19 protein-coding genes are annotated in these 23,474 nt (G+C 42.8%); 15 read left to right on the plus strand and 4 right to left on the minus strand.

The annotated features are described in order from the left end of the window. The first annotated feature begins 34 nt into the window (after positions 1-34). From DKT75_RS15600 to DKT75_RS15615, 4 genes are all read left to right on the plus strand, one after another. Entirely contained in the window at positions 35-964 is a 930-nt protein-coding gene (locus DKT75_RS15600) for a TAXI family TRAP transporter solute-binding subunit (protein WP_211665459.1), read from the plus strand. A gap of 103 nt (positions 965-1,067) precedes the next feature. Further along, complete coding sequence (locus DKT75_RS15605; RefSeq protein ID WP_109824383.1) at positions 1,068-2,954, plus strand: TRAP transporter permease; 1,887 nt, start codon at positions 1,068-1,070, stop codon at positions 2,952-2,954. Continuing rightward, positions 2,944-3,486 (plus strand): cupin domain-containing protein, encoded by a 543-nt coding sequence (locus tag DKT75_RS15610; RefSeq protein ID WP_109824385.1) that lies wholly within the window; start codon positions 2,944-2,946, stop codon positions 3,484-3,486. The genes DKT75_RS15605 and DKT75_RS15610 overlap by 11 nt, the downstream gene beginning before the upstream one ends. Positions 3,487-3,682: 196 nt before the next feature. Beyond that, positions 3,683-4,267 (plus strand): HD domain-containing protein, encoded by a 585-nt coding sequence (locus DKT75_RS15615; RefSeq protein WP_109824387.1) that lies wholly within the window; start codon positions 3,683-3,685, stop codon positions 4,265-4,267. Positions 4,268-4,289: 22 nt separating this feature from the next. Here DKT75_RS15615 and DKT75_RS15620 read toward each other — a convergent pair whose 3' ends face one another. Then, positions 4,290-4,688 carry a DUF1801 domain-containing protein gene (locus tag DKT75_RS15620; protein ID WP_109824389.1) on the minus strand — a complete coding sequence of 133 codons (399 nt, stop codon included), beginning with the start codon at positions 4,686-4,688 and terminating at the stop codon, positions 4,290-4,292. Positions 4,689-5,003: 315 nt separating this feature from the next. On the opposite strand from DKT75_RS15620, the gene DKT75_RS15625 reads away from it, so the two are divergent. The 3 genes from DKT75_RS15625 (at position 5,004) to DKT75_RS15635 (ending at position 7,742) form a co-directional block, all read left to right on the plus strand. Further along, complete coding sequence (locus DKT75_RS15625) at positions 5,004-5,828, plus strand: SGNH hydrolase domain-containing protein (protein WP_109824391.1); 825 nt, start codon at positions 5,004-5,006, stop codon at positions 5,826-5,828. Positions 5,829-5,922: 94 nt separating this feature from the next. Continuing rightward, positions 5,923-7,137, plus strand: coding sequence for a zinc metallochaperone GTPase ZigA (zigA, locus tag DKT75_RS15630; RefSeq protein ID WP_109824393.1), 1,215 nt, complete (start codon positions 5,923-5,925; stop codon positions 7,135-7,137). Next, on the plus strand, positions 7,134-7,742 hold the full coding sequence (locus tag DKT75_RS15635) for a DUF1826 domain-containing protein (RefSeq protein WP_109824395.1): 609 nt from the start codon (positions 7,134-7,136) through the stop codon (positions 7,740-7,742). Before zigA ends, DKT75_RS15635 begins: the two co-directional genes overlap by 4 nt. Positions 7,743-7,768: 26 nt before the next feature. On the opposite strand, the gene DKT75_RS15640 is transcribed toward DKT75_RS15635, so the two are convergent. Further along, positions 7,769-8,221 (minus strand): helix-turn-helix domain-containing protein, encoded by a 453-nt coding sequence (locus tag DKT75_RS15640; RefSeq protein ID WP_342767363.1) that lies wholly within the window; start codon positions 8,219-8,221, stop codon positions 7,769-7,771. A gap of 29 nt (positions 8,222-8,250) precedes the next feature. Here DKT75_RS15640 and tmpT point away from each other — a divergent pair, with 29 nt between their 5' ends. Beyond that, complete coding sequence (gene tmpT / locus DKT75_RS15645; protein ID WP_109824397.1) at positions 8,251-8,892, plus strand: thiopurine S-methyltransferase; 642 nt, start codon at positions 8,251-8,253, stop codon at positions 8,890-8,892. Positions 8,893-9,002: 110 nt separating this feature from the next. Here the strand turns inward: tmpT and nadN are convergent, their stop codons facing one another. Beyond that, on the minus strand, positions 9,003-10,880 hold the full coding sequence (gene nadN / locus DKT75_RS15650; protein ID WP_109824399.1) for an NAD nucleotidase: 1,878 nt from the start codon (positions 10,878-10,880) through the stop codon (positions 9,003-9,005). A 288-nt stretch (positions 10,881-11,168) separates the two neighbouring features. Between nadN and DKT75_RS15655 the strand changes: the two genes are divergently transcribed. The 3 genes from DKT75_RS15655 (at position 11,169) to DKT75_RS15665 (ending at position 12,075) form a co-directional block, all read left to right on the plus strand. Further along, positions 11,169-11,522 (plus strand): hypothetical protein, encoded by a 354-nt coding sequence (locus DKT75_RS15655; protein WP_109824401.1) that lies wholly within the window; start codon positions 11,169-11,171, stop codon positions 11,520-11,522. 86 nt (positions 11,523-11,608) lie between these two features. Next, complete coding sequence (locus tag DKT75_RS15660) at positions 11,609-11,851, plus strand: type II toxin-antitoxin system VapB family antitoxin (protein ID WP_109824403.1); 243 nt, start codon at positions 11,609-11,611, stop codon at positions 11,849-11,851. Further along, complete coding sequence (locus DKT75_RS15665; protein WP_109824405.1) at positions 11,851-12,075, plus strand: PIN domain-containing protein; 225 nt, start codon at positions 11,851-11,853, stop codon at positions 12,073-12,075. The genes DKT75_RS15660 and DKT75_RS15665 overlap by 1 nt, the downstream gene beginning before the upstream one ends. A 115-nt stretch (positions 12,076-12,190) precedes the next feature. Here the strand turns inward: DKT75_RS15665 and DKT75_RS22525 are convergent, their stop codons facing one another. Next, positions 12,191-12,433 (minus strand): hypothetical protein, encoded by a 243-nt coding sequence (locus DKT75_RS22525; protein ID WP_211665460.1) that lies wholly within the window; start codon positions 12,431-12,433, stop codon positions 12,191-12,193. Between the two features lie 638 nt (positions 12,434-13,071). Here DKT75_RS22525 and DKT75_RS15675 point away from each other — a divergent pair. From DKT75_RS15675 to DKT75_RS15690, 4 genes are all read left to right on the plus strand, one after another. Further along, positions 13,072-19,125, plus strand: a complete 6,054-nt coding sequence (locus DKT75_RS15675; protein WP_109824407.1) for an nSTAND1 domain-containing NTPase — start codon at positions 13,072-13,074, stop codon at positions 19,123-19,125. A 328-nt stretch (positions 19,126-19,453) separates the two neighbouring features. Beyond that, positions 19,454-20,824 (plus strand): hypothetical protein, encoded by a 1,371-nt coding sequence (locus tag DKT75_RS15680; protein ID WP_109824409.1) that lies wholly within the window; start codon positions 19,454-19,456, stop codon positions 20,822-20,824. Between the two features lie 13 nt (positions 20,825-20,837). Next, entirely contained in the window at positions 20,838-22,286 is a 1,449-nt protein-coding gene (locus DKT75_RS15685) for a hypothetical protein (RefSeq protein WP_109824411.1), read from the plus strand. Between the two features lie 24 nt (positions 22,287-22,310). Next, positions 22,311-23,411: a M12 family metallopeptidase gene (locus DKT75_RS15690; protein WP_109824413.1), complete on the plus strand. Its 1,101-nt coding sequence runs from the start codon at positions 22,311-22,313 to the stop codon at positions 23,409-23,411. The last annotated feature ends 63 nt before the right edge of the window (positions 23,412-23,474 follow it).

Below are 23,474 nucleotides of genomic sequence, written 5' to 3' on the forward strand. Positions count from 1 at the left end.
TTAGTTAAAATACTTAATCCTTGAGGAGGGAAATATGAGTATGTCAAAAATTAAAATAGCATTAGCGGTAACAGCATTAATCGGCTTTAGCAGCAGCGTGACCGCTGAAGAGCTTCGTGTTGGTACAGCGAGTCAGGGTGGTGCATTTTACCCAGTAGGTCAGGCTGTTTCGACGCTGGTAAATTCGCATGCTAAAGACTTAACGATGGTGCCTGTTGTAACGCAAGGTTCTGTTCAAAACCCTAAGCTAGTGAACAACGGCGAAGTTGATGTTGGTATCACTAACAACAACTTAGCGGTATTTGCTAACAAAGGCATCCTTGCTTATAAGAAAGATGGCGCGATGGAACTACGCGGTCTGGGTGCATTGCATTTCAGTATTTTGCACATGGTGACGTTGGCTGATTCAGACATCAATACCGTTGCTGATCTAAAGGGTAAGAAAATCGCAATTGGCCCAGCTGGTGGTGGAACGATTCCATTCACAAAGCAGGTGCTAGGCTTACATGGTGTTGATATTAAAGATATTACGCCAAGCTTCCTGTCTTACTCAGACGGTTTTAGCCAATTGTCAGATGGTAATGTTGACGCAGCATTTGCACTGAGTGGTTTCCCAGCAGGTGCGGTGATGCAAGCACGCGTGAACAAGAAACTGAAGTTCATCAAGATCACGCCTGAAGCATTAGCAACAGCACTCGGCAAGTATGAAAACTATAACGAAGTGACTGTGCCGAAAGATGTTTATGACATGGATGATGACAGCGTAGTACTTGGCGTAAATAACTTGTTATTTGTTCGTGCTGACATGGACGACGAAAAAGCATACCAAATCACTAAAGCGGTTTACGGTAACTTAGGTGAATTTCAGGAGCTGAACTCTCATGCGAAGCAGATCAATCCTGAAAACTCTAAAAAGCTAAAGATTCCACTACATCCTGGTGCAGCACGTTTCCATAACGAATAAGCGGTACTTGGTCTCATGAAGCACTAGTGAGACTCCCCAAGAAAGTCCTAGCGTACCGCGATCAGTGGCGCGCTAGGCACCCCTAATATTCTAAGGTTAAAGTATGTCATTCTCTTCTGAACGGGCGACAAAAGCCCTGATTGTCATTTTTGCGTTTTCCATTGGTTTGTTTCATCTCGCCAATGTGTCTGGTGTCTTTGTATTGTCGACGCAGAGCATTCGTATTTATCACCTGATGATGATGTTGGCACTGCTATTTTTATCCAAGCCGTCTTTTCCAAGTTTTAAAGACAAGGTCGTGGATAAGTGGGTCAGTGGTTTCCTGACTGTTGCATCCTTAGGGACAGGTCTTTACATGCTGTCGCGCTGGCAAGATATTGCGATGTCAGGTGGTGAGACTGAGTTGTTAGACGCAATCGTTGGTGTCGCAATATTGGCACTGGTACTTGAAGGCGCAAGGCGTGCGGTAGGTAATATTCTTGCCATCATCTGCCTAATGTTCTTTATCTACCCATTTGTAAGTCCGTATTTACCGGGCGTACTAGAAAGTCGTGGTTACTCACTACTGCGTATTTCTGAGATCTTGACGACAACATCTCAAGGTTTGTACGGCATCCCACTGGGTGTATCGGCAACCTACATCATTCTATTTTCTATCTACGGGGCCTTCCTAACTCAGTTTGGTGCTGGAGAGTTCTTTTTCAAAATAGCCAGCCGTGTCACGCAAAACATGCGTGCGGCGGGTGCTAAAACAGCCGTTATTTTCTCAACACTATTGGGAATGGTTTCTGGCTCAGCCGCTGGAAACGTGGCAGTTACCGGTACGCTCACCATCCCAATGATGAAGCGTGAAGGTTACAAAGGACATCAGGCAGGCGCGATTGAAGCGGTTGTGTCTACTGGTGGTCAGTTGATGCCACCTGTCATGGGTGCTGCGGCATTTATTATGGCCGAGATCATCGGTACGCCTTACACCAACATCATGAAAGCAGCGATTGTGCCTGCGTGTTTATTCTTCTTATCGATCTTTTTAGTGGTGCATTTACAAGCGTGTAAAGCCGATCTAAAACCGATGGAAGTGGACAGTGATGATCGCCCAATGTGGAAAGTGTTGTTAAGTGGTGGTCAGTACATCATCCCATTTGCAACGCTAGTGATTATGATCATTCAAGGTTATTCACCGTTTAAAGCGTGCTTCTACTCGATCCTTATCTTGCTGGCTTGCAACGTCATTTGGGAGCGTAAGATAAACAAAACGTTCTTTATTAAGTCGTTTAATGCGATCACCCAAGGTGCGAAGTCTGTTATCCCGATTGCAGTTGCATGTGCGGCGGCAGGTATTATCGCGGGTACATTAGGCATCACTGGTCTTGGCTCGAAAATCTCAGGCATCATTATTTCAACGTCTGGTGGTGTGCCGATCTTTGCTCTACTACTAACTATGGTTGTGGCGATTATCCTAGGTATGGGTCTACCAACAACCGCGGCTTATTTGATCTTGGCGACCGTTGTTGCACCCGCGTTATCACAGCTAGGTGTTGATATTCTAACGGCTCACTTGTTTGTATTCTTCTATGGTTGTGTCTCTACCATCACTCCACCAGTGGCCTTAGCGTCCTATGTGGCGGCGGGTATTTCTGGCTCGAGTATTAGTAAGGTGAGTTGGACGGCGTTTTTCTACGGGATTACCTGTTACATCTTACCGTTTATGTTTTTCTACGGGCCGGGCTTGTTACTACAAGGCTCGATACCAGAAATCTTATTAGCAGTCAGTACCGCTATTATCGGTGTATTTGCTATCGCCTCTGCAGTGGTTGGATTCTACCGTTACAGCTTGAGTATCCCTGTTCGTGTGGTGATTTTTGGAACGGGTATCTTGCTAATGCTTCAAGGGATTACTACTGACCTAATTGGTGCCGCTATCTTAGCCGCCTTCCTACTTCTTCAAAAAAACTTAACTCCTAAAGGACAACTTAGCAATGACTTATAAAGTACGCCGTGTAGTAACGGGCCATGACAAAAACGGCAAAGCAATCTGCGTGTCAGACAGTATTGCCACTGATGTATTGCAACGTGAGAGTCGCCCAGGTGTGACCCTGACAAACCTGTGGAAAACGACGTCAATGCCATCGAAATTTGATGGTCCAGATGAGTCGCTGGAAGGGCCGTTTGTGCTGCATCCACCAGAGAACGGCACTATCTTTCGTGTGATTGAGTTCTTACCAGAAGATCCAGAAGTGATTGCGAACATCGACGGTAAAGCAGCGTTTGCAGCCATGGGCGCGGCAGATAACATTATGGAGGATGCACGTCATCCTTATATGCACCGTACGGATACGCTGGACTATGCGATGGTCATTAAGGGCGAAATCTGGATGGTGATGGAAGAAGAAGCGGATGACGTGTTACTGAAAGCAGGTGACGTGGTTGTGCAGCGAGCGAACTACCATGCTTGGGCAAACCGTGGCACAGAGCCTTGTGTGATGATGTTTGTACTGACGGATGGTGAAGGAACGCGTTAAGTCGCTTGCTTCGAAACCTAAAAAGCCTACCGAGTGTATTCAGCCTCGGTGGGCTTTTTTATGTTCTGATTATCGAGGTTGCTAATAAAATATTGGGCACGATTGCACGTTAGTTTTTTGCCCCGTTTAGGCTGAAGTATCCTGCTGTGTGTGCTACAAAGTATTGTCGATTACTAACCTAAAGAAAGTATTACTCATGACTGCTACGACTGAACGCTTAGAGCAACAACTCGCCTTTCTTACCGAAGCTGACAAGCTAAAATCAATACTGCGTGCGACATCACTTTGCGACGGCTCACGTCGTGAAAACTCAGGTGAGCACTCATGGCATATTGCGCTGTACGCGATGACGTTGGCGGAGCACAGTAACCGCCCAATCAATATATTGCGCGTGATTAAAATGTTATTGATTCATGACTTAGTAGAGATTGATGCGGGTGATGTGCCTGTTCATGCAGCCTATGATGTCGCAGCGCATGAAGCGAAAGAGCAAGCAGCGGCAGATCGATTATTTGGTTTGTTACCTGACGATCAGCGTGATGAGTTCCGTGAAATTTGGGATGAGTTTGAAGCGGCTGAGTCTGATGATGCAATTTTTGCAAAGTCGATTGATCGTGTGCAGCCAGTGATTTCTAACCTTGAAACCAATGGCGGAACATGGCCAGAGTTCAATGTGACTGCTGAGCAGTTAGAGTCACGAGTAGGGGTTAAGGTCAGTCGTGGCGCACCTGCGGTTTGGGATATATTGCAGACGCGTATTCGGGCTTGGTTTAAGGCTTAGTCGTTTTAGGTGAAGGTGATTACTAGTTGTTTTTAGTCAAATGGTACTTAAGCGCCATGCTGATACAAACCTGCACTTCGTTTTCAGGAAGTGCTTGGTTGATATCAAAAACGACCGCTCTATCACCCTCACACGTTAGTTCTGGAAATAAAGAGCGGTACGTATCAATGAGCATGGTCTGACAATTAACGTACATTACATATTGCTCAGGGTGTTTCGGCTTCCAATCAATTCGAATCGTTGTACCGCTTTTAGTCTTTGTTGTTAAGTAGGCAGGCTCGCCCCATTTCAGTGTTTCTTCTAGCTCGCCAATGCTTTTGTCACTGGCCGCGACATCTAAAATAAGTTGGCGCAAGTGTTCTAGCTTTGGGCGAATATGCTCAGGGTAGGATTCGAACTTCTTCTGCACGTCTGTATTCATTTGATTTAGCCCTATTGGTCATTTGCTACGATTATTTCCTGACACCTAACCGTCACAACAAAAGTTATCCACAAAAGGTGTGGATAACTCTGTTAACAGTATTCCAACAACTATATAAGAGTGCGCTATAGCTTACTAGAATGCTAGTTGCTTGTTTTTTAGTCAGCGGTTGTGTTGACGATGGTGACAACAAGAAAATACTCAATAACAGACAGAACAACGGGTATGTAATAGTGCTTATTACTGACTCATTAATTACAAACCACTTCTGTTAAGCTCCCGACTCAATTAAGTTATAGAAGAAAAGGTGTAACGATGAATGGACTCACGGCACTTGTATCTGGAGCACTGTTATCAGGCGTAGTACTACTGACACCAAGCGTTGTGTCGGCTGCTAATAATGAACTGATTAAACACTCCAATACGAAATATAGTGGCGACTATACATTTCGCCACTGCAAAGCGATTACTAAAAAGCCATTTGACCTCAAGGCGCAAAGGCGTAAGGTATTGATCATTGGCGATAGTCAGGCATGTGACTTTTATAATGGCGTGGTTGAAACAGGCCGCCTTAAAAAATACCAAGTCAGCATGCGCTACATTCCGTACCAGTGTCAGCCGACATTTGATACGAATGTGATCGCGCCTAAAGACCGCCCTCTATGCTCAAAAGAGGCACGTGCTGATAGCTTGAGGCTGGCGGCAGACCAGATAAAAGAGGCTGATATTGTTATCTTTACTGCACGTTGGAAGCTCAAAGCTGCACGAGCATTGCCGCATACCCTAAAGTATTTAAAGTTTCGGGCTAACCAACGTGTGTTTGTATTGGGGAATAAAAACTTCGGTAAAATCAACATCCGAAAATACCTACGCATGTCTCCTGACAAGCTTCCTAAGCAAACCAACGATGTGCCTCGCCACATTCGAACGGTCAATACCATCCTGCAAGAAGGACTCAAAGGCACGCGTGTGAGTTATATCGACCAACAAAAGGTCTTGTGCGGTGGCTCGGACGAGCACTGCCACGTCTTTACCAGCAATCGCAAATTGATTTCTTATGACGGTTGGCATTTAACAGAGTCTGGTGCGCGTTTTGCCGGCTCATTGTTATTCAGGAAAACCAAACTCGGAAGTTTATAAAAAGTCCTAAGGCTGCTGTTAAAGTGCTTTGAATTACATAAGTTATGATATAACGTATCATTTATAATTCAAGCTAGCCAAATAGGACTCGTAAATGAACCCTAGTACGACGGGATTACTCCCAGTCACCGTGCTTTCTGGTTTCCTCGGAGCAGGGAAAACCACGGTACTTAGCCATATCTTGAACAATCGACAAGGCAAGAAAGTTGCAGTGATCGTGAATGATATGAGCGAAATAAATATAGATGCATCGATGATCCAGCAGGACGTCAGCTTAAACCGCAGCGAAGAAAAGCTGGTAGAAATGAGTAATGGTTGTATCTGCTGCACCTTACGAGAAGATCTCTTAGAAGAAGTCACCAAGCTTGCGCAAGACAAGCGTTTTGACTATCTGCTCATCGAGTCTACGGGTATTTCAGAGCCTTTGCCCGTTGCCGAAACCTTCACCTTTGCTGATGAAAATGGCGTGTCCTTATCCGACGTTGCCAAGCTAGATACCATGGTCACCGTGGTTGATGCTGTCAACTTCCTAATCGACTATGAAGAAGCGCTATCGTTACAGGAAAAAGGCGAGTCTTTAGGCGAGGATGATGAACGCAGTGTGGCTGATCTGTTGGTTGATCAAGTAGAGTTTGCTGACGTTATACTGATCAGTAAAACGGACTTGGTCGACAACGCTGACATTCAGCGTCTAACCGCCATTTTGAAAACGCTTAATACAGATGCTCGCATCGTGCCGATTGTAGAGGGTGGTGTAGACCTTGATGCGGTATTGAACACGGGCTTGTTTGATTTTGACAAAGCGCAACAAGCACCGGGTTGGCTAAAAGAAATGCGTGGCGAGCACGTTCCTGAGACGGAAGAGTACGGCATTAGCAGCTTCAGCTATCATGCACGTCGCCCATTTAACCCTGCAAAGTTTTTTCACTTCCTGCACAACACCGAAGGCCATGGAAAACTCATTCGTTCGAAAGGTTACTTTTGGTTGGCCACACGTCCTGAGTTTGCTGGCTCGTGGAGTCAAGCAGGCGGGATTGCGCATTACGGCTTTGCAGGTATGTTTTGGAAAGCGATTCCTGAATCTAACTGGCCAACGGATGAAGAGTCGCTCGCTGAAATCAAAAAGCAATGGGTTGAGCCTTTTGGAGACATGCGTCAGGAGCTGGTCTTTATTGGACAAGGGCTTGATGAGGAAATGTTTACGACGCTACTCGATGAGTGCTTACTGAGCCTTGAAGAAATGGCGCGTGGTAAAGCGTATTGGACGTCGTTGGATGATCCATTTCCTGATTGGGATGATAATGAATGAGTGTGAGTTATGCCCTTGCTGATATTCATCAGGATGATGTCAGTATCGCTATTTCGCAGCAAACGATTAGCGGTCGTCTGAAGTGTGCGGTGGAAAGTTTCCTTGATGAGAGCCCTAACTTTAAAATCATCACCACGATGTCGTCGAATGATGCGTTAGCTGAAGTCAGTCAATTCGCCAATGGAACCATACCCACTGAGCTAGCTGGAAGCATTGCGCTGCATGTAGACACGTATTGCAAACTCTTCAAGATCGACTCTGTCAGGCTGAGTTTGACCGCGATTAACCATGTCATGTGCCCACAGTTTCATACTGATCGAGTGACTTGTCGGTTGATTACATCTTATTGCGGCCCAGCGACGGAGTGGTTGCCGCATGATGCTGTAGACCGCTCAAAGCTTGGACTAGGGAATAACGGGTTGCCTGATCATTTGTCGGGTTTGTATGAGCATGACGATGACATTCAGCAACTTGACTGCGGTGATATTGCGTTGCTTAAAGGGACGCTTTGGGCAGAGCGTGAGAACGCTGGTCAGGTACATAGATCACCGTCGGTTGGGCCTGGTGAGCGGCGGTTATTGCTGACGTTGGACTTTGGGAGTTAATGGTACTTTGGGGAGTCAGAAATTAATCATGTCACCTTACGTTTAGTGGCAATATTCATTAGCCGCAAAAACGTCGGACACTCTAAATGATCTGGGGCAGAACAGTTTGCGGCATGCCTTAGCCCATCACGCATGGTGGTGAGCTTCTTAATACTCCGATCAAGCTCATCTGCTTTGTCCATCAATGCAATACGGTCTAGCTGCGGCTTACCATCGGCGCCAAACATCTCACCGACCTCATCTAAAGAAAACCCTGCATGTCTCCCCAAGGCAATGACAGCCAGTTGGTCTAGTACTGACTCTTGGAATAAGCGCGTTAAACCCCGACGGCCACTCGACTTAATCAAACCTTTCTCCTCATAATAGCGGAGTGTAGATGCGTTTAAGTTGGCGCGTTTGGCGACTTGCCCGATAGTAAGTGTGTTTGAATCTGAGATAAGGCTTGACCTCAAGTTGACTTGAGGTTTTATCCTAGACACATCTAACGACGAAAACAACAGGATAAATTATGGAATTCAATCATTGGCACGACCGCTGGGAACAAAATCAAATCGGCTTTCACGAAGGGCAACCAAACGTTTTATTGGTTGAGTATTTCAGTGCTTTAGCATTGGATAAAGGCAGTCGAATCATGTTGCCCTTGTGTGGCAAAACGGTAGATATTCACTGGCTGTTGGAGCAGGGCTATCAAGTTGTTGGTATCGAACTCAGCGAGATTGCGGTTAAGCAGTTGTTTGAGGACTTAGCGACCACGCCAACGATCACTGAAGTCGGTGCGTTAAAACGCTACGAAGCGACAAATGTTGTGATTTATGTCGGTGACTTCTTTGAGCTAACGGAAGAAGCGTTAGGGGCTGTTGACCTAGTGTATGACCGTGCAGCACTCGTCGCACTGACAGAGCCGCAACGCAAACGTTACACCGCACACTTGAGACAGATTACTCAGAACGCACCGCAACTGGTGATTTGTTATGAGTACGACCAATCAATTGTGGCAGGCCCACCGCATAGCATTAGTGCTGAAGAGATGCGTCAGCACTATGCTGAATATTTTGAGTTGAAGCATTTGGCGGAAGTGCCTGTTGAGGGTGGGTTGAAAGGGACGTGCCCTTCTACTGAGCATGTTTGGTACTTGGAACCAATTAATTAAGAAAATACTTTGTATGAGCTGAGTGGAATATAGCGTCTTCAAACAAAAAGCGCCCGACCCGTTTCCCGGCCGGGCGCTTCCATGTTTAGCTAAAAAATGCTTCAGTCAAATTACTGCTGAACACCTTCTGTGCTAACAAAGCTCTGTGTACTGTACTCAGCGATAGGCAGCTTCGCAATCGTATTACCCGCTGCTGTCTCCGCTTCAACATACTCAACGAAAGACAATGCATAGTCCAAGAAAGTATCTGTCTTTAGCCCATCAACGATATTGCCGAACGTGTCGTAACCATCACCACCCGCTGCGATAAAGCTATTTGTCACAACCTTGTACGTTGCACTAGTATCAATTTCTGCCCACTCACCCGCAACACGAGAATTGATCTCTACATTAGTGAAGCGCTCGCCTTCAGCAGCTGACAGATCAACGTTCCAACGTAGTCCAGAAGCATAAGGGTAGGCCCCTGACGAACCGTCCAATGTTGCAATTGCCGCTTCTTCTAGTGTGTCGATGATTTGCTGACCCGTCATTTCAATCTCAACGAGCGTGTTGGCAAACGGTAGCAAGGTATAAGCCGTGTCATAAGAGATCTCACCCGCTGGTACGTCGATACGCACACCACCACCGTTTTGGATACAAATATCAGACGTGTTACTCATCTCAAGGAACGCTTTTGACACAATGTTTGAAATATCAGAACCGTTTGAGAATGTCTCCGATGCATCACAAATCGTGCTTCTACCTTGTCCTGGGATACGCTCTAGGCATAGGTCTTCAGCTGCTGAACCAATCACTTGCTGCTTTAGCTCATCCACTTTTTCACTGAAAGTCGCTAAGACTGCAACCGTATCCGCATCTTCTTCCGTGATCGATAGTTCATCCATTGCATCAATCGCTGCTTCTAGTGTCGCTAGCTCAGCACCTTCTGGTGAGTACTCTTCACCGTCAGCATCTTCACGAGTGAATGTGTCTGCCAATGGCATGTGTGGTGTACCTTCACAGCTGGTGACCACACCATCTGCGTCAAATGATACGTTTAGCTCACCAAGGATAGACGCGTACTGCCACGCTTGAACAACACAGACTTCATCGCCATCTAAGTTAGTCACGACAGTTGGATAAGAACCTGCAACCGTCTGGCCCATATCAACATACGCATCACCCAATAATGTATGAGAGTCACCGCCCACAATGACATCGACACCTGTTAGGTTACGACCCAACTCAAGGTCATTTTGGAATTGGTAGTGGGTCAGTAGGATGATCTTGTTAACACCCATATCCATCAATTCATCAATGTATTGCTGAGCCGTTTCAGTCTCATCAAGGAACACTGTTGTCTCGTCAGGGTTTGATGAGTTTTTAGTTTTATCGGCAATATCAATACCAATAATTCCGTATTTCTGATCGTCCACTTCTTTGATTGTGTAAGGCTGAATATAGTCCGTTGCGCTGTTTAACGCGAGCGGTGAAACACCTACCTCAGGCACCACATTTGCCGCTAGCGCAGGCGTCGTACAGTCATCAGAACTGTTTAGGTAATCTAAGAATGTCACCAAACCCGCATCGCCGCTATCAAACTCATGGTTACCCAGTGCGAAAGCATCGAAACACACTTGATTCATCATGGCTGCGTCAGCTTCACCCTTGAATAATGTGTAGTAAGTTGTCCCGGTGATCGCGTCACCCGAGTGTAGTTTTAGCACGTCACGATCGTTGTCTTCTGCTGCGGTTTGCAACTCGTTAAACTTGGTCACTAAGCGAGGGAAACCACCCGCAGTTACTTCTGTTTCGACGCCGATGTTTAGGTCTAAGTCATCTGCTTCAAGGTGTGAGTGATGGTCGTTGATGTGCAGAATGCTTAACTCTGCAGGTGTGCCCGTTGATACGCTTTCGTTGTTATCATCGTCGTCATCATCAAATAAGTTACAGCCACTTAATAAGCTGGTGGTGACCAGCATCGCTAATAAAGATCGCTTAAATTTCATTATAGTCTCTCCTGTTGAATGGAATTCGTCAGGCAAAATCACTCCATGCAGGCCGTGGCTGACAAAACAGGTCGAGCTTATAAAAAAGATATTAAACTTATGTTACAGATTAGTTGTTTTTGTAGAGGCGCTTAGTTTTAGCGCGAGCCAACCAAAACAAAAATACTGTACGACACCCAGATTCAATTCATTTACCAGCACACCTAAGGCACAAAATACCTTTATACCTGCCTTAATAAAAAGGTAGCATGCGCGGCTAGTTTACGTAAAACAAAGGACATTGCCGCTATGTTAGGCAGCACCATCATATACGAACCTGATTGCATCAAATTAGCAGGATTAGGGGAGGTCGATAACATTGAAGATGTTGTCTCCGTTGACTTAGAGACACTGTCGCTGGTCGACCTTTATCCGCTATTGCAGGATAAGAGCATTCGCTTACTTGAAGAGGAAGAGCCTGTAATCGAAGATCCTGAAAACGACATCCTGATGTTAGAAATAAACCCAGACGGGTTACAGTATATTTTGAAGCAAGCGGCTAATGGCGCGTTTGCTGAGTATGCTGATGACTTTAAAAAGCTCGCTAGAATTACCAAACATAATGGCTTTGAAGATTTCTATGAGATTAAGTCATTGTATTGAAGTGCCATAAGTGATCACAGTGGTTTGGTGCTGGATGGTGTATTGGTGCATAATTTTGGTGAATTAGTGTTTTTAGGAGTAACAATATGCGTAGCAATATCGTACTAGATGAGGCGTTAATTCATGAAGCGTTTGAATTAACCGGCCTAAAAACTAAGCGCGAGTTGATTAACTACGCATTATTAGAATTAGTCCGTCTTAAAAAGAAGTCACTTAAGAAAAGCCTGTGTGATGCTTTTACAGAACTAAACAAGCTTGAACTAGCAAACGATCCGTTTCCCGAAATCAAGCGTGAGAATCGTCCAAATCCTTTAGCAGATCAGTTGTAATGATGCTTGGTGACTATTGTGAGGTTTTGCCAGTCACGGATAAGATCGCTCGTTATGCAGGTGAAATAAGAGGAAACTTACAGGCACAAGGCCAGCCGCGTACCCAGGCTGACATGATTATTGCCGCAACCGCAGCGGTACATAACCTGACGCTGGTAACGCGAAATGAGAAGGACTTTCTGTCTTGTGGGGTTACTGTTATCAACCCATTTTCAACAGATTAGTACCGACCTCTATCTGTTATTTCTCACGCATCGAGATCATCGGTTTTATACAGGGTGTACCTTCATAGAAGTAACTTATATCACTACCCTTCATATACAGCGCTCGATGATCAATTTAGTCGGTTAGCGCCTGTTTGAGCAGCACTATTATTTCAACGTCTATAATCGGGTTATGCTCCATTGCTAGTAGATAATCGTCCTTATCGACGTTATTCCAGTCCAAGACCTGCTTTAATTCGTGTTTTAGAATGTGATCCAGCCAAATACAAGTGATACGGCCATTACCTTCTCTAAAAGGATAGGTAGAATTAATTTCCACACACTTCTCAATAACTTCATCAATACTGAATTGAGGCATGGGAGTGATGTTTTTAGGGCGACACCGAGATACATCATGGGGGCGAATCTGAAATTACCTTTGGCAATGTTTCCTAAGGTCATACTGTTACGTGCTCCTTATACAAACTATTGAGGGCGATGGTAAATCAAAATTAATGGGTCCGTTAAGCGAAATTATTGTCTCATGAGTACGGCAAATGCGCCCCTATCCAGATAGTGCTTTTAGGTGCATTGAGGTAGCACTGCGTTCAACCACCACTATCTGCATCATCTACGGTATGCCTAACTGGTGGACTATTCTTAGTTGTATCGCTTTTTCCAAGTGCCCCCCCCATTTTTGTGAAGTTTATCGGAAGTTTTATCAATGTCATTGTGAGATTTTTAGAGGGGAGAGGCTTGGACAGTATGTGAAGTTAGGCACCTCAACCCAGAACCCGCACTATTACGTCAAAGTTAAACATACACACATTAGAAGTTATGATGATAATTAAACAATAAAGATGGATATTAATAAATTATTATGTGTTTTAAGGGTAGTTGTTTTTAATTTCTACTATAGTTGATATTTATATTAGATTTTTTTAACTACTTGCTAAGCTTAAGACTGTCTTAGCAAGCTAAGGACTCTCAAATAGTTGTCATGCTGGGAAGCGCGTTATGAGTGTAGCATTTACGATAGAAATTACTTTACAGCCACCCCAAAATAAAAGTTGGCCTATTGCTGCTGTTCTTAAGTCTGGTAAAAGCGAGACACCTCCCCGTTGGTGTTTTAGTAATTTATCTTTTGATGATAGTTGGCGAGAAGATCTTCTATCGGTGTCCAATAATCCAGAAGACTACGGACGTGTTCTGGGTCGGGCATTATTTACAGAAACTTTGCAGGCACTTTTAAAGGACGCGTTGGTTGATTCAGAGCATATACGTCTGTTCTTGGTCATTGAGGCTCCCGAATTAAAGTCAATTCATTGGGAAAGAACTTATTTTAATGATGAGACTGGGCAGTGGACATCATTCGCTCAGGACCAGCGTATTCTTTTTTCCTTATACGAACCTGGTCAATCAGAACGATACTATCCTCGTTTTGTTCAGCGAGAACTGAAGACATTGGTGGTGATCAATAGTCCTCACCCAGACTATCAAGATGCAGCGGGAGCTAACTTCAGTACCTTTGATACCGACTTGTTAGCGGGGCAGTTATCAGGAATAAATAAAGAGTTGCCCGATACTGTTTCCCCCCCAGTTATTCTTTCAAATGCACCAAACAATAGTTGGCGGTCAATGACGGCTGCTTTAAATACGGGGCAGTACCATATTTTACACATTGTTTGTCATGGTTTTTATCATGAAAGTAGCCAGGAGAGTTATTTGGCCTTTCAGAATGAAGATCAGCGTTTGGAAGCGATTTCAACCAAGCAGTTTGTTAATGACCTTAAAAAAATATCACCACTGCCTCAGCTTATATTTCTATCTAGCTGCGACACCGCTCACCCAGAGGCATCAGTAGACTCCCAAGGTCAATTTGCCCAACATATTCGTCAGGCACTTGGCACACCAGCCGTAATTGCCATGAGTGGTAAAGTAGCGCAGTCAGCGGCTAATACCATCAGCCAAACGTTTTACCCACACCTCTTATCAGCACCTCATGTGGATATCGCATTGAGCCGTGCCAGTCATGCCTTATATCAAGACAAAAATAACAATCGTTTCATGCCTGTCCTTCGTCAACGGCTCGGTCATGAGAGTTTGTTTGGTTTGAGTGAATGGTCGATACATGAACTTAATACCGCACAACTAACCTCAGGTTTGAAGCGACTAGAAGAGTTATTACCTGAGCGTGCGCCTATGTACAATCAGGAACTGGCAGACATCCTAACTAGTCTTGATTTAATTGAAGAAGAGCCTGAATCAAAACTACTTACCCCTAATCAAACAACATTCCTCCCCAATGTTGATATAGACCCTAACCTAGAAGTCTTAGATCGCTTCTGTCATGACGTCACAGGTATTGACTTTGCTACCCTGACACAAGATGAAAGCAGTCTACCGGAGTATGATAGTCGCTGTCCTTTTCCAGGTATGGAGCCATTTAAAAACACGGACCGGCAAGACTTCAGGCAATTCTTTTTCGGGCGAGACAAAGACATAGCGGCTGTTTGTCAAAAGCTCATCGACGAGCCTATTGTTGCTGTTGTTGGATCATCCGGCTCTGGAAAGTCATCATTGGTCTTTGCTGGTATTTTACCTAAGTTAGCGACAGAAGGATGGCAGCTATTAGGAGATCAGCAAGAAGGCATTCGCTTACAGTTATCAGATCAATCGCAACAAAGCGGTAATTTAGAAGCTCAGCTTAATCAAGCGTTAGAGTCATTAGATGCCAATCAGAAAACGCTGCTGTATCTGGATCAGTTTGAACAAGTCTTTGTAGGTTCTGATGAACATTATCTCAAGCAGCGTCAAACCCTCTTCAAGAAGCTGTTTGAATTACCAAAGCAATTCCCCAAACTCCGTGTCTTGCTAACGATCCGAGCAGATTATGCACTTGAAGATGCCAAGCAATACCTAGGCGATATCATAACCGAACAGCGTTATGACCTAAGTGCTTTTACCACTCCCGAATTACGTCAATTAATAGAACAGCAGGTGGCAAGTACAAACCTTATCTTCGATGATGGACTAGCTCATCGAATACAAAGTGAAGTGATCGAAGATCAAAAGGGTGTACTGCCACTATTACAGTACTTACTTTGGCAGCTTTGGCAGCGTCGCAAAGGAAGGTTACTTAGAACGCAGGATTACGAAGCACTTAACGGTATCCAGCACGTTGTGACCACCATCGCTGATCGAGTGTTTGAGCAATACGAACCAAACGAGACCACGCCACAAGAATATAAAGACGCACAGTACTACCTACGCAATATTTTCATGCGACTTACACAACCGGATAAAGAGCGCAAAAAAGCGTTTGGTGACCACTACCGTGATATCAAGCAACCAGTTGCAAAGGCTTCCTTATACCCATTTGGTGTCGATGAGGGTGTGATTGATGAGTTATTGATTACTCTTCATGACGAACGTCTTATCACGACTCGTATTGATGGGGCTGGTAAGCAACAAGTTGAAATTGTTCATGAGTCACTAATACAATACTGGGATAAGCTGAGAGGATGGCTACAAGACCGTCAGTTGATCGAAATGCAGCAAGAACTGAGTGAATACGCACAGCATTGGAGTGAACGATCCAATAAAGTTACCAAACGCAACTCAGGCCGACTGGAAAACAATGAAGCACTTCGGCACAGTGGTTCTCAGATTAAAGAAGTCTGTGATCAAGAAGATAATCAACAGTTGTTTTTGAATAGTACTGAGCAAGAATACTTGGGTGAATGTAAGCGAAAAGATATTAGGATTGAGAAAAATAGAAAACGAGTTAAGGTTTTTTCATGGTTTATGGCTTTTTTATTAATTATTGTTTCTACTATGTTAATAGTGGCATTAAATTTAAAATATCAGTCTGATGAGCGGCTAGCCAGTCAATATTTTGATCAAGGTCTTAAGTTGAAGGAGAGTAATATGGAAGCTGGCATAGCTAATACATATTTTTCGAAGGCAGTTGATGCTACTTGGTCACATCAATATGCTTACAACTACGCAATTACAGAAAGACAGAGCACTCATGGGGATTTAGTAACAGTTTTTGAGCATGGAAATAGCTCTCCGGGGATAAATATCTTTGAAAATGGAGAAAAAGTGGTTACTTGGAGTTATTCTGGCCTAGTGCGAATTTGGGATATAGCAACTGGTGATCAAGTAAACGCTCCAATTCAATTGCGAGTTTCTAGAGGTCAAGGGGCTATCGAGCAAAGAAGTCATGGAATCAAATCATTGAACTTATCGGATAACAATTTAATGTTAGTTGGAGTAGATACTTCTGGTGGTATAAGTATTGTAAACCTTTTAACTGGTCAAGATATAACTCCTACTTCATTGTTGGGTAAATCAATAAGCCAAGCAAAATTTTTTGATAATGATTCAAAACTGCTTATTGAGTTAAGCAACGGAATAAGAGTTTGGGATATTATAAAAAGAGAAGAGGTTAATATTTGCGGATCAACTCCAAGACTTGGATATTCTTCAAGAATGAATAATGAGTCAGTATTCATGAGAAGCTCAAAATTTATAGCAGGAGAAAGTAAAGGTAGTATTTGTATTCTTGACTTAGAGTCCGAAGATTTATTTGATATAAAGCACTTAGGTATCGAAAGTGTAGAAAGCGGGTTAGAAATTCGGTTGTTTGATAATGGGTCAAAGATATTAGTGTGGAATAGGAGTGATTCTTATAGAAATAATGAAAGCGTAATAAAACTTTGGGACTTAAACACAAGGTCAAAAAAAACAGCAATAGTTCCCCAAAAACTAAATAAGAATATTAGAGAAGTTTTCATACTAGATGAAAATAAGTTTTTAGTCTTAACGGATAAATCTACTGTTCATATTTGGGATTCACTTGTCAATGAGTTTACAACTATTCCGATAAAATTTAACTCTAGTTTGGCTGCGAAAACAGTCGTTGAGGGAAACTTAATTCTTTTTTCTTGGAAGTCTGAGTTAGATGTTAAGGTCAGCATATGGGATATAAACTCAAAAGTTTTAGTAGCGCTCCCAGATGATCATCGAGGAGAAATTTTAAGCGCCCAAGAGCTGAAGGGTAAGAAACAGTTTCTGACGGTGGATAGTACAAATATAGTTCGTTTATGGGATGCAAAAACTTTAGAGTTGATCAGTAAAAATATAGAACACACACATTCAAGTGATTTTTTTTACTCTATACAAACTATTAAACCTATGAACCGCTCTCCTAAACTATTAGACAATGACTCTAAATTACTTACCCGAAGTGAAAATGGTTCACTTTCTCTGTGGGAGCTAACAACTGGCGTAAAACTGTGGAGTATTATGCCTAACGGTTTGGAAAGCTTTGATGACGTTCACCTATTAGCAGGTAGTGGCCAGTTATTAACATCATCTTCAAAGAGTGGTGATGTGCAAATATGGGATTTTAATATTGGAAAAATAATCGCTAACCCATTAATTTTAGATGAAAAGGTTTTAGGTGGCCGTATTTTTGCATCCGGTAAAAAAATTCTAACTTGGAATAATCATGGTGAAATTCGAATTAAAGACTTACTAACCAGAGTAGATTTATTCCCTCCTCTTTTCCATAAAAAAGGTGAGAGACAGATGACTCGAACGGTGAAATTTAACCAATCACGAAGAGCTAGAGTTGTACGTCGGTCGTCTTCTATTGAATACAATCATTCTGATACACAAAAAATTGAGCGGCAACAGCCCAACCCAACCAATGTTTCAAATGTCCGGGTGGGTGATATACCTTTACCTTCTGAAAGAAATTCTACCCCAGAGGAAGTTTCTCTTGAAGTAGATTTGTTTGCTGAAGGGACGAAGTTGTTGACATATAGTCGAGACGGAATGATCCGATTTTGGGATATTCTAGTAGGTAAGGAAATATATGCTCCTTTACAATTAAAATACTCTAATAGTATAGGAGGTGTTCGGCTTTTTTCAAATGAAACTAGGTTACTAACATGGTCTCATGGAGGGCGTATGTATGATATTTGGGATGTTTCAAGTCAAAAAAAATTAGCTAATTGGAAGTCATCAGGAGGAAAACCAACTATTTTTGCTAATGGTACCAAGGTAGCTACGTCCGCGGATACAACTAGTGAATCCCAAGTTATTAGAAATACAGACGGTGAGATTATAAACTCTAACTTGAAGAAATTAAATCTATTCAAAGGCCTAGCCAGTCATAATGAATTGGTTTGTTCCGAGGCTTATCAGTTAATAGCACAAGATAATAGAATCAAGGTATTAACTGTTGATAGAGGTAGTTTGCTAAAAGACTTCTCCGTAGGGGCGATAATTACTGAAGTCAACCCTTTTAAAGAAAGTTGTGGTGTTCTAATTTGGACCTCTGATGGTTTGGGCCGTATCTTTAATCCTTTAACGGGTGTAGAAGCTCAAATTCGCATGGATAATAGTGTTGATGTTGTTGAAGCGGGGTTCTTAGATAGTGAAACTAAGATTTGGACATTAGGAAGTGATGACGGCATCAGAATTTGGGATTTATCATCCTTTAAACAAGTTGGTATTACTTTGAAGCATACTAAAGCAGTGGAAGAAGTATATTTTTTATCTGATGAGCGAAGGTTATTTACTCAAGGGAAGGGTGGAACAATCCTTCTTTGGGATGTAGTAACAGGTGAGATTATAGGAACACCTATGAATCATGCAGGCCCTATTGAACATTTGGAGTTATCTGAAGATGAGTCGATCATGCTGGTGGTAGCAGGTCAAGAGGGGAGACTCTGGATGTTACCTGACCAAAGTCAAGATATAGGGTTTAATCATGAAATAAAGCAAGCAATTAAGTCTGGGTTCTATATAAATGACTCAGGAGACTCAGTCTTTTTAAGTAGTAGTGATATTAACAGTTGCATGGAAGAAATTAAATCTATTGAAGATTGTAACAGCTCTTCAGAGGCAAAGTGTTGGATTAAAAGAAAAGTATTGGGCGTTTTAAAGCTCTTTGACCAACTTCCAAGGCCAAGTAACTGTGTAGGAGTTGCTACAGAGGAAAGTACGATTCAAAATATGGCAGGAACTACACAACCTGCTGGTATGGGCATGTAATACATTCATTTTTGATGTTAGAAACTGAACGGATTTATTAAATCGGAAGGCTATTCAATGAAATAAGGATGAGTCGCCAAGAAAATTTTTAGGTGGATAGCTTGAATTTTACTTATTATCACGACTTTCGATCTAAACTGTTATAGCACATGAAGGTAGCAGGGTAATAAGCGTGTAAGCTTTTCTATTTTTCGTTATATGGTGGATTACTATATTCAGGTGGTAATTATTTAAAAACTATTTCTATCTGTTTTTGGAATATTTCTCTAAGTGGTTGAGGTGACCAATTTTTTTATGATTAATTTTGTTCCTTTTGGAGAGTGATAATATGCCTCATTTATCTGTAAGCCATGATGGTAGTAATATTCAATATTTCCTAATCTGTTACGACAAGCTCGGAAACGAGCGTGAGGACGACCCTCATGGTGACTCTGGTATACTGAGTCTAAAAGTAATCCAACTTGCTAACAGTTGCGAATACACAGATATATTCCTCATCAGTCACGGATGGAAGGGTGATATACCTGCTGCAATAGATCAATATAACCGTTGGATCTCGGCAATGGCTGCTTGCAAGGCTGACCTAGATCGACTTCAAGCAAGACCCGAGGGCTTTAATCCTCTAATTATTGGTTTGCACTGGCCGAGCTTACCATTTGGGGTTGAGGAGCATGCTCAGCTCTCTGAAGACCTTGATCCCGAACTACAAAGCTTTGATGTGAGCCCAACTAGTGATGACTGGAAAGATCAGGCTATTGAATCAATCGCTGATAGTTTAGAAGGGCAAGAAGCACTTCGTGCCTTTCTGGACGCTTATGATTTTTATGATTCACCTTATGAGCTAACGGATGAAGCGTTTACTGCCCTCAACTCAATACTTGCTACTGAAATTCAAACTTCTGATATACCTACCGAAGAACAAGTAAACGTTGATGCAGGGACTTTGTTTTCTGCAATTAAAGATCAGGTTGATAAAGAGTCTTCCTCAGATGCCTTTGTGTCATTTGGCTCAACGGTAAAAAAAGGTGGGGTAATTGCGGGTATTTTGACTCAGTTATCCGCTTGGAAAATGAAAGAACGTGCCAGAACATTTGGTGAAAATGGCGCGAGTCTGTTATTACGAGAGCTTCAGTCAGTTACAAATACTGATACCCAATTCCATTTAATGGGCCATAGTTTCGGCACAATCGTTGTTTCATCTGCAGTTACTGGTGAAGGGGGTAGTGAGGTTTTGAAGCGTCCAGTCAATAGTATGATGTTAGTTCAAGGTGCTGTTTCGTTATGGGCTTTTTGTAAAGATATACCGGTTAAAAAGGGTACAAGTGGTTACTTTCAACAGTTGTCTAATCCTAATTACATCTCAGGGCCGTTAGTTGTGACTTACACGGCTAACGATACTGCTGTAAAAACTATTTACCCCTTAATGTCATGGACTTCAACATACGAAACCGTTTCATTTGATTCTAAGTCTTACCCTAGACACGGTGCTATTGGTCGCTTTGGTGTACAGGGTGATGGTGTACAGATTGAACAACTCGAGATGTTGTCTCTGAATGGGAAATATTCCTACAAGTCAAATACGTTTTATAACCTACACTCTAGTGAATACATAAAGGAGAATGAATCGTTATTTGGCGGTGCGCATAATGATATTGATCACCCAGAAGTAGCGCACGCATTTTTATCTGCAATTACTTAAAAGGAGCTCTTGGATGACTGATGAAACAAAGAATGATGAAAGCTTAATTGCTTTTAATGGTATCAATGGATCTACTGGTGAGGAGCTTTTTCAACCAGTAGGTGTATCTGATGTTGCAGCAGTATTTCGTGGTGAAAAACTCGATATCGATAGCTATAAATACGCACGGTATATTGAGGATGAGAGAAGCTTGGATCACTTTGGTGTCGTAGGTAACGTCGAAACGGATGTCACTAAGGCAGGTTGGGGAATTGTTATTAACCCTGAAATGAACGATTTCAAAGAAATACTTGCAGCTCTTGATCCGCTACTAAAGCATCGAGAAAACCAAGTTGATGCGGGATTATTTAAGCGTTTGTCCTTTTTGCCTGACAAGGACGTCTTAATTACGCGCTGGTTAGCAAGAAATGGTGCAGGAGCATCTGCTGTTGAGCCAGAAAACATTCCTTACTATTTATTGATAATAGGGTCTCCAGAAGATATCCCCTTTTCATTCCAGTACAGCTTAGATACACAATATGCAGTTGGGCGTGTTGACTTCCAGTCGGTAGAAGACTTTGCAACTTATGCTGCACAAGTTGTAGAAAGAGAAGTGAGCACTACACATCGTCATAGCAAGCAAGCGGTTTTGTTTGGTGTAAAAAATGAGGATGATGCGGCAACACATGCTAGTGACGTTAAGTTGATTCAACCTTTGCATGCATCACTTTCAACGGAGCATAGCGATTGGAAAATTGATGTTGTAAGAGGAGAAGAGGCAAGCAAGAGTCAGTTATCAAAAATATTTGCCAAAGATGATTTACCCTCTTTTTTGTTGACCGCGTCACATGGCCTAGGCTTTGAAAAAACCGATGCTAGGTTCGAAGCTGACCAAGGTGCTTTACTCTGTGGCGATTGGCCAGGAGTCTCAAAATGGGGCAATAACCCGATCCCTGAGGAGCACTATTTCTCTGCCAAAGACCTTCCAAATAATACAGATTTACAGGGAATGGTGTGCTTTATTTTTGCTTGTTATGGTGGGGGTATGCCAAAGTTTGATGCATTTGACCATCAAGCTACTGGTAACGTTAATATCATAGCAGATGCTCCTTTTACCTCTAAGTTACCTTCGCAATTACTGGTTTCAGGTGCATCAGCGGTTATTGCACACGTAGAGCGCGCATGGGCAGCATCTTTTATTGGTGACTTTTCTGTTGATAATAAAGGGGCATTTAAAGGGACTATTGATGACTTGTTGACAGGAGTACCTGTTGGTCACGCCATGCACTTTATCAACGACTACGCATCTCTTATGCAAGCTGAAATGGGTGATTTGCAGGAAAATAGCCGTCTTGACCCTTTTTATATTGATAACCATGACATTACCGACCAAGTAATGGCTGGTGTTTATATTCGGAAGAATGATGCACGAAATTATATATTGTTGGGAGATCCAGCGACTTATCTAAATGTAGAAAAGTAATTTAATTCCAAGGAGAAGAGCTAAATGAGTACGAATTTGTTGTGTTGTTTGAAAGAGCCTTATGCTCGGCAAAAGGAACTAGATAAATTAGCGGAGTTTGATCCGTTTCGTTCATTTGCGATCTTTGCATTGGATCAAATATGGATGAAGGGAAGTGAGATTACTTACCATTTCTTTGATGAAAGCAGTGACTATGGCTACCTTGAGTCTGATACAGATCAAAAAAATAAGGTCAGTTGGGTTGGAGTAGAGGCTGAAAAAGAACTGGTAAGAAAAGCATTTAATGTTTGGAACAGCGTTGGGATAGACCTTGACTTTGTTGAAGTGACCGATCGTAAACAAGCTAAAATACGTATTGGTTTTATGAAAGGCGATGGTAGTTGGTCTGCTGTAGGAACAGATTGTTTGTTATACAAACATGCTGATACTCGTACAATGAATTTTGGTTGGAGAATTTCTGGCGACCCAGATCTTGCACTGCACGAAATTGGCCATGCGTTAGGTATGCACCACGCTCATCAAAATAAAAATGCAGGAATTGAGTGGAATGAGGAAGCGGTCATTAAAGAGTTCTCGGGAAAGCCAAACTACTGGAGCGAAGAAGATATAAGAAACAATATATTAGCGCCTCTTGCACCTGCTAAGTACTCTGCATCGAACTGGGACAAGGATTCTTGCATGCAGTATCACCTTAATGCCGGTCTTATTAAGGAGCCGACTGAATACATGACGAAAGCGCTTTTACCCAAAGGAGGACTATCCGACTTGGATAAAGAGTGGCTGAAGAAAATTTATGGTCCTGAAGAACAAGCGCAAAATGCTTCTGCAATCGAAGTGCTCAAGTCAGAAAAGCTCCAAATGAACAATGGAGATCAGAAAAATTTCCCGATTGAAGTAAACGAAACACGTGAATACAGCATACAACTATCGGGAAAGTCAGATGCGGTAATGGTTCTTTTCGAAGAAACATCGTCTGGTTGGCAACAAATAGCTGCAAGTAACGATAGTGGTACTGATGCTAACGCGCTGATACAGCAAACTTTGCATGCAGATAAACGATACAACCTTAGAATACAACTGTATTGGGAAGGTAGCGCGGGTGAGACTATTGTGACGTTATGGTGAATATTGGGTCGGAGAGGGGGGGGGGAATATAGATGCTTAGAATCTTTGGTAGAGCTCAAATAC

It is taken from the genome of Leucothrix arctica (assembly GCF_003172895.1).
Classification (GTDB): domain Bacteria; phylum Pseudomonadota; class Gammaproteobacteria; order Thiotrichales; family Thiotrichaceae; genus Leucothrix; species Leucothrix arctica.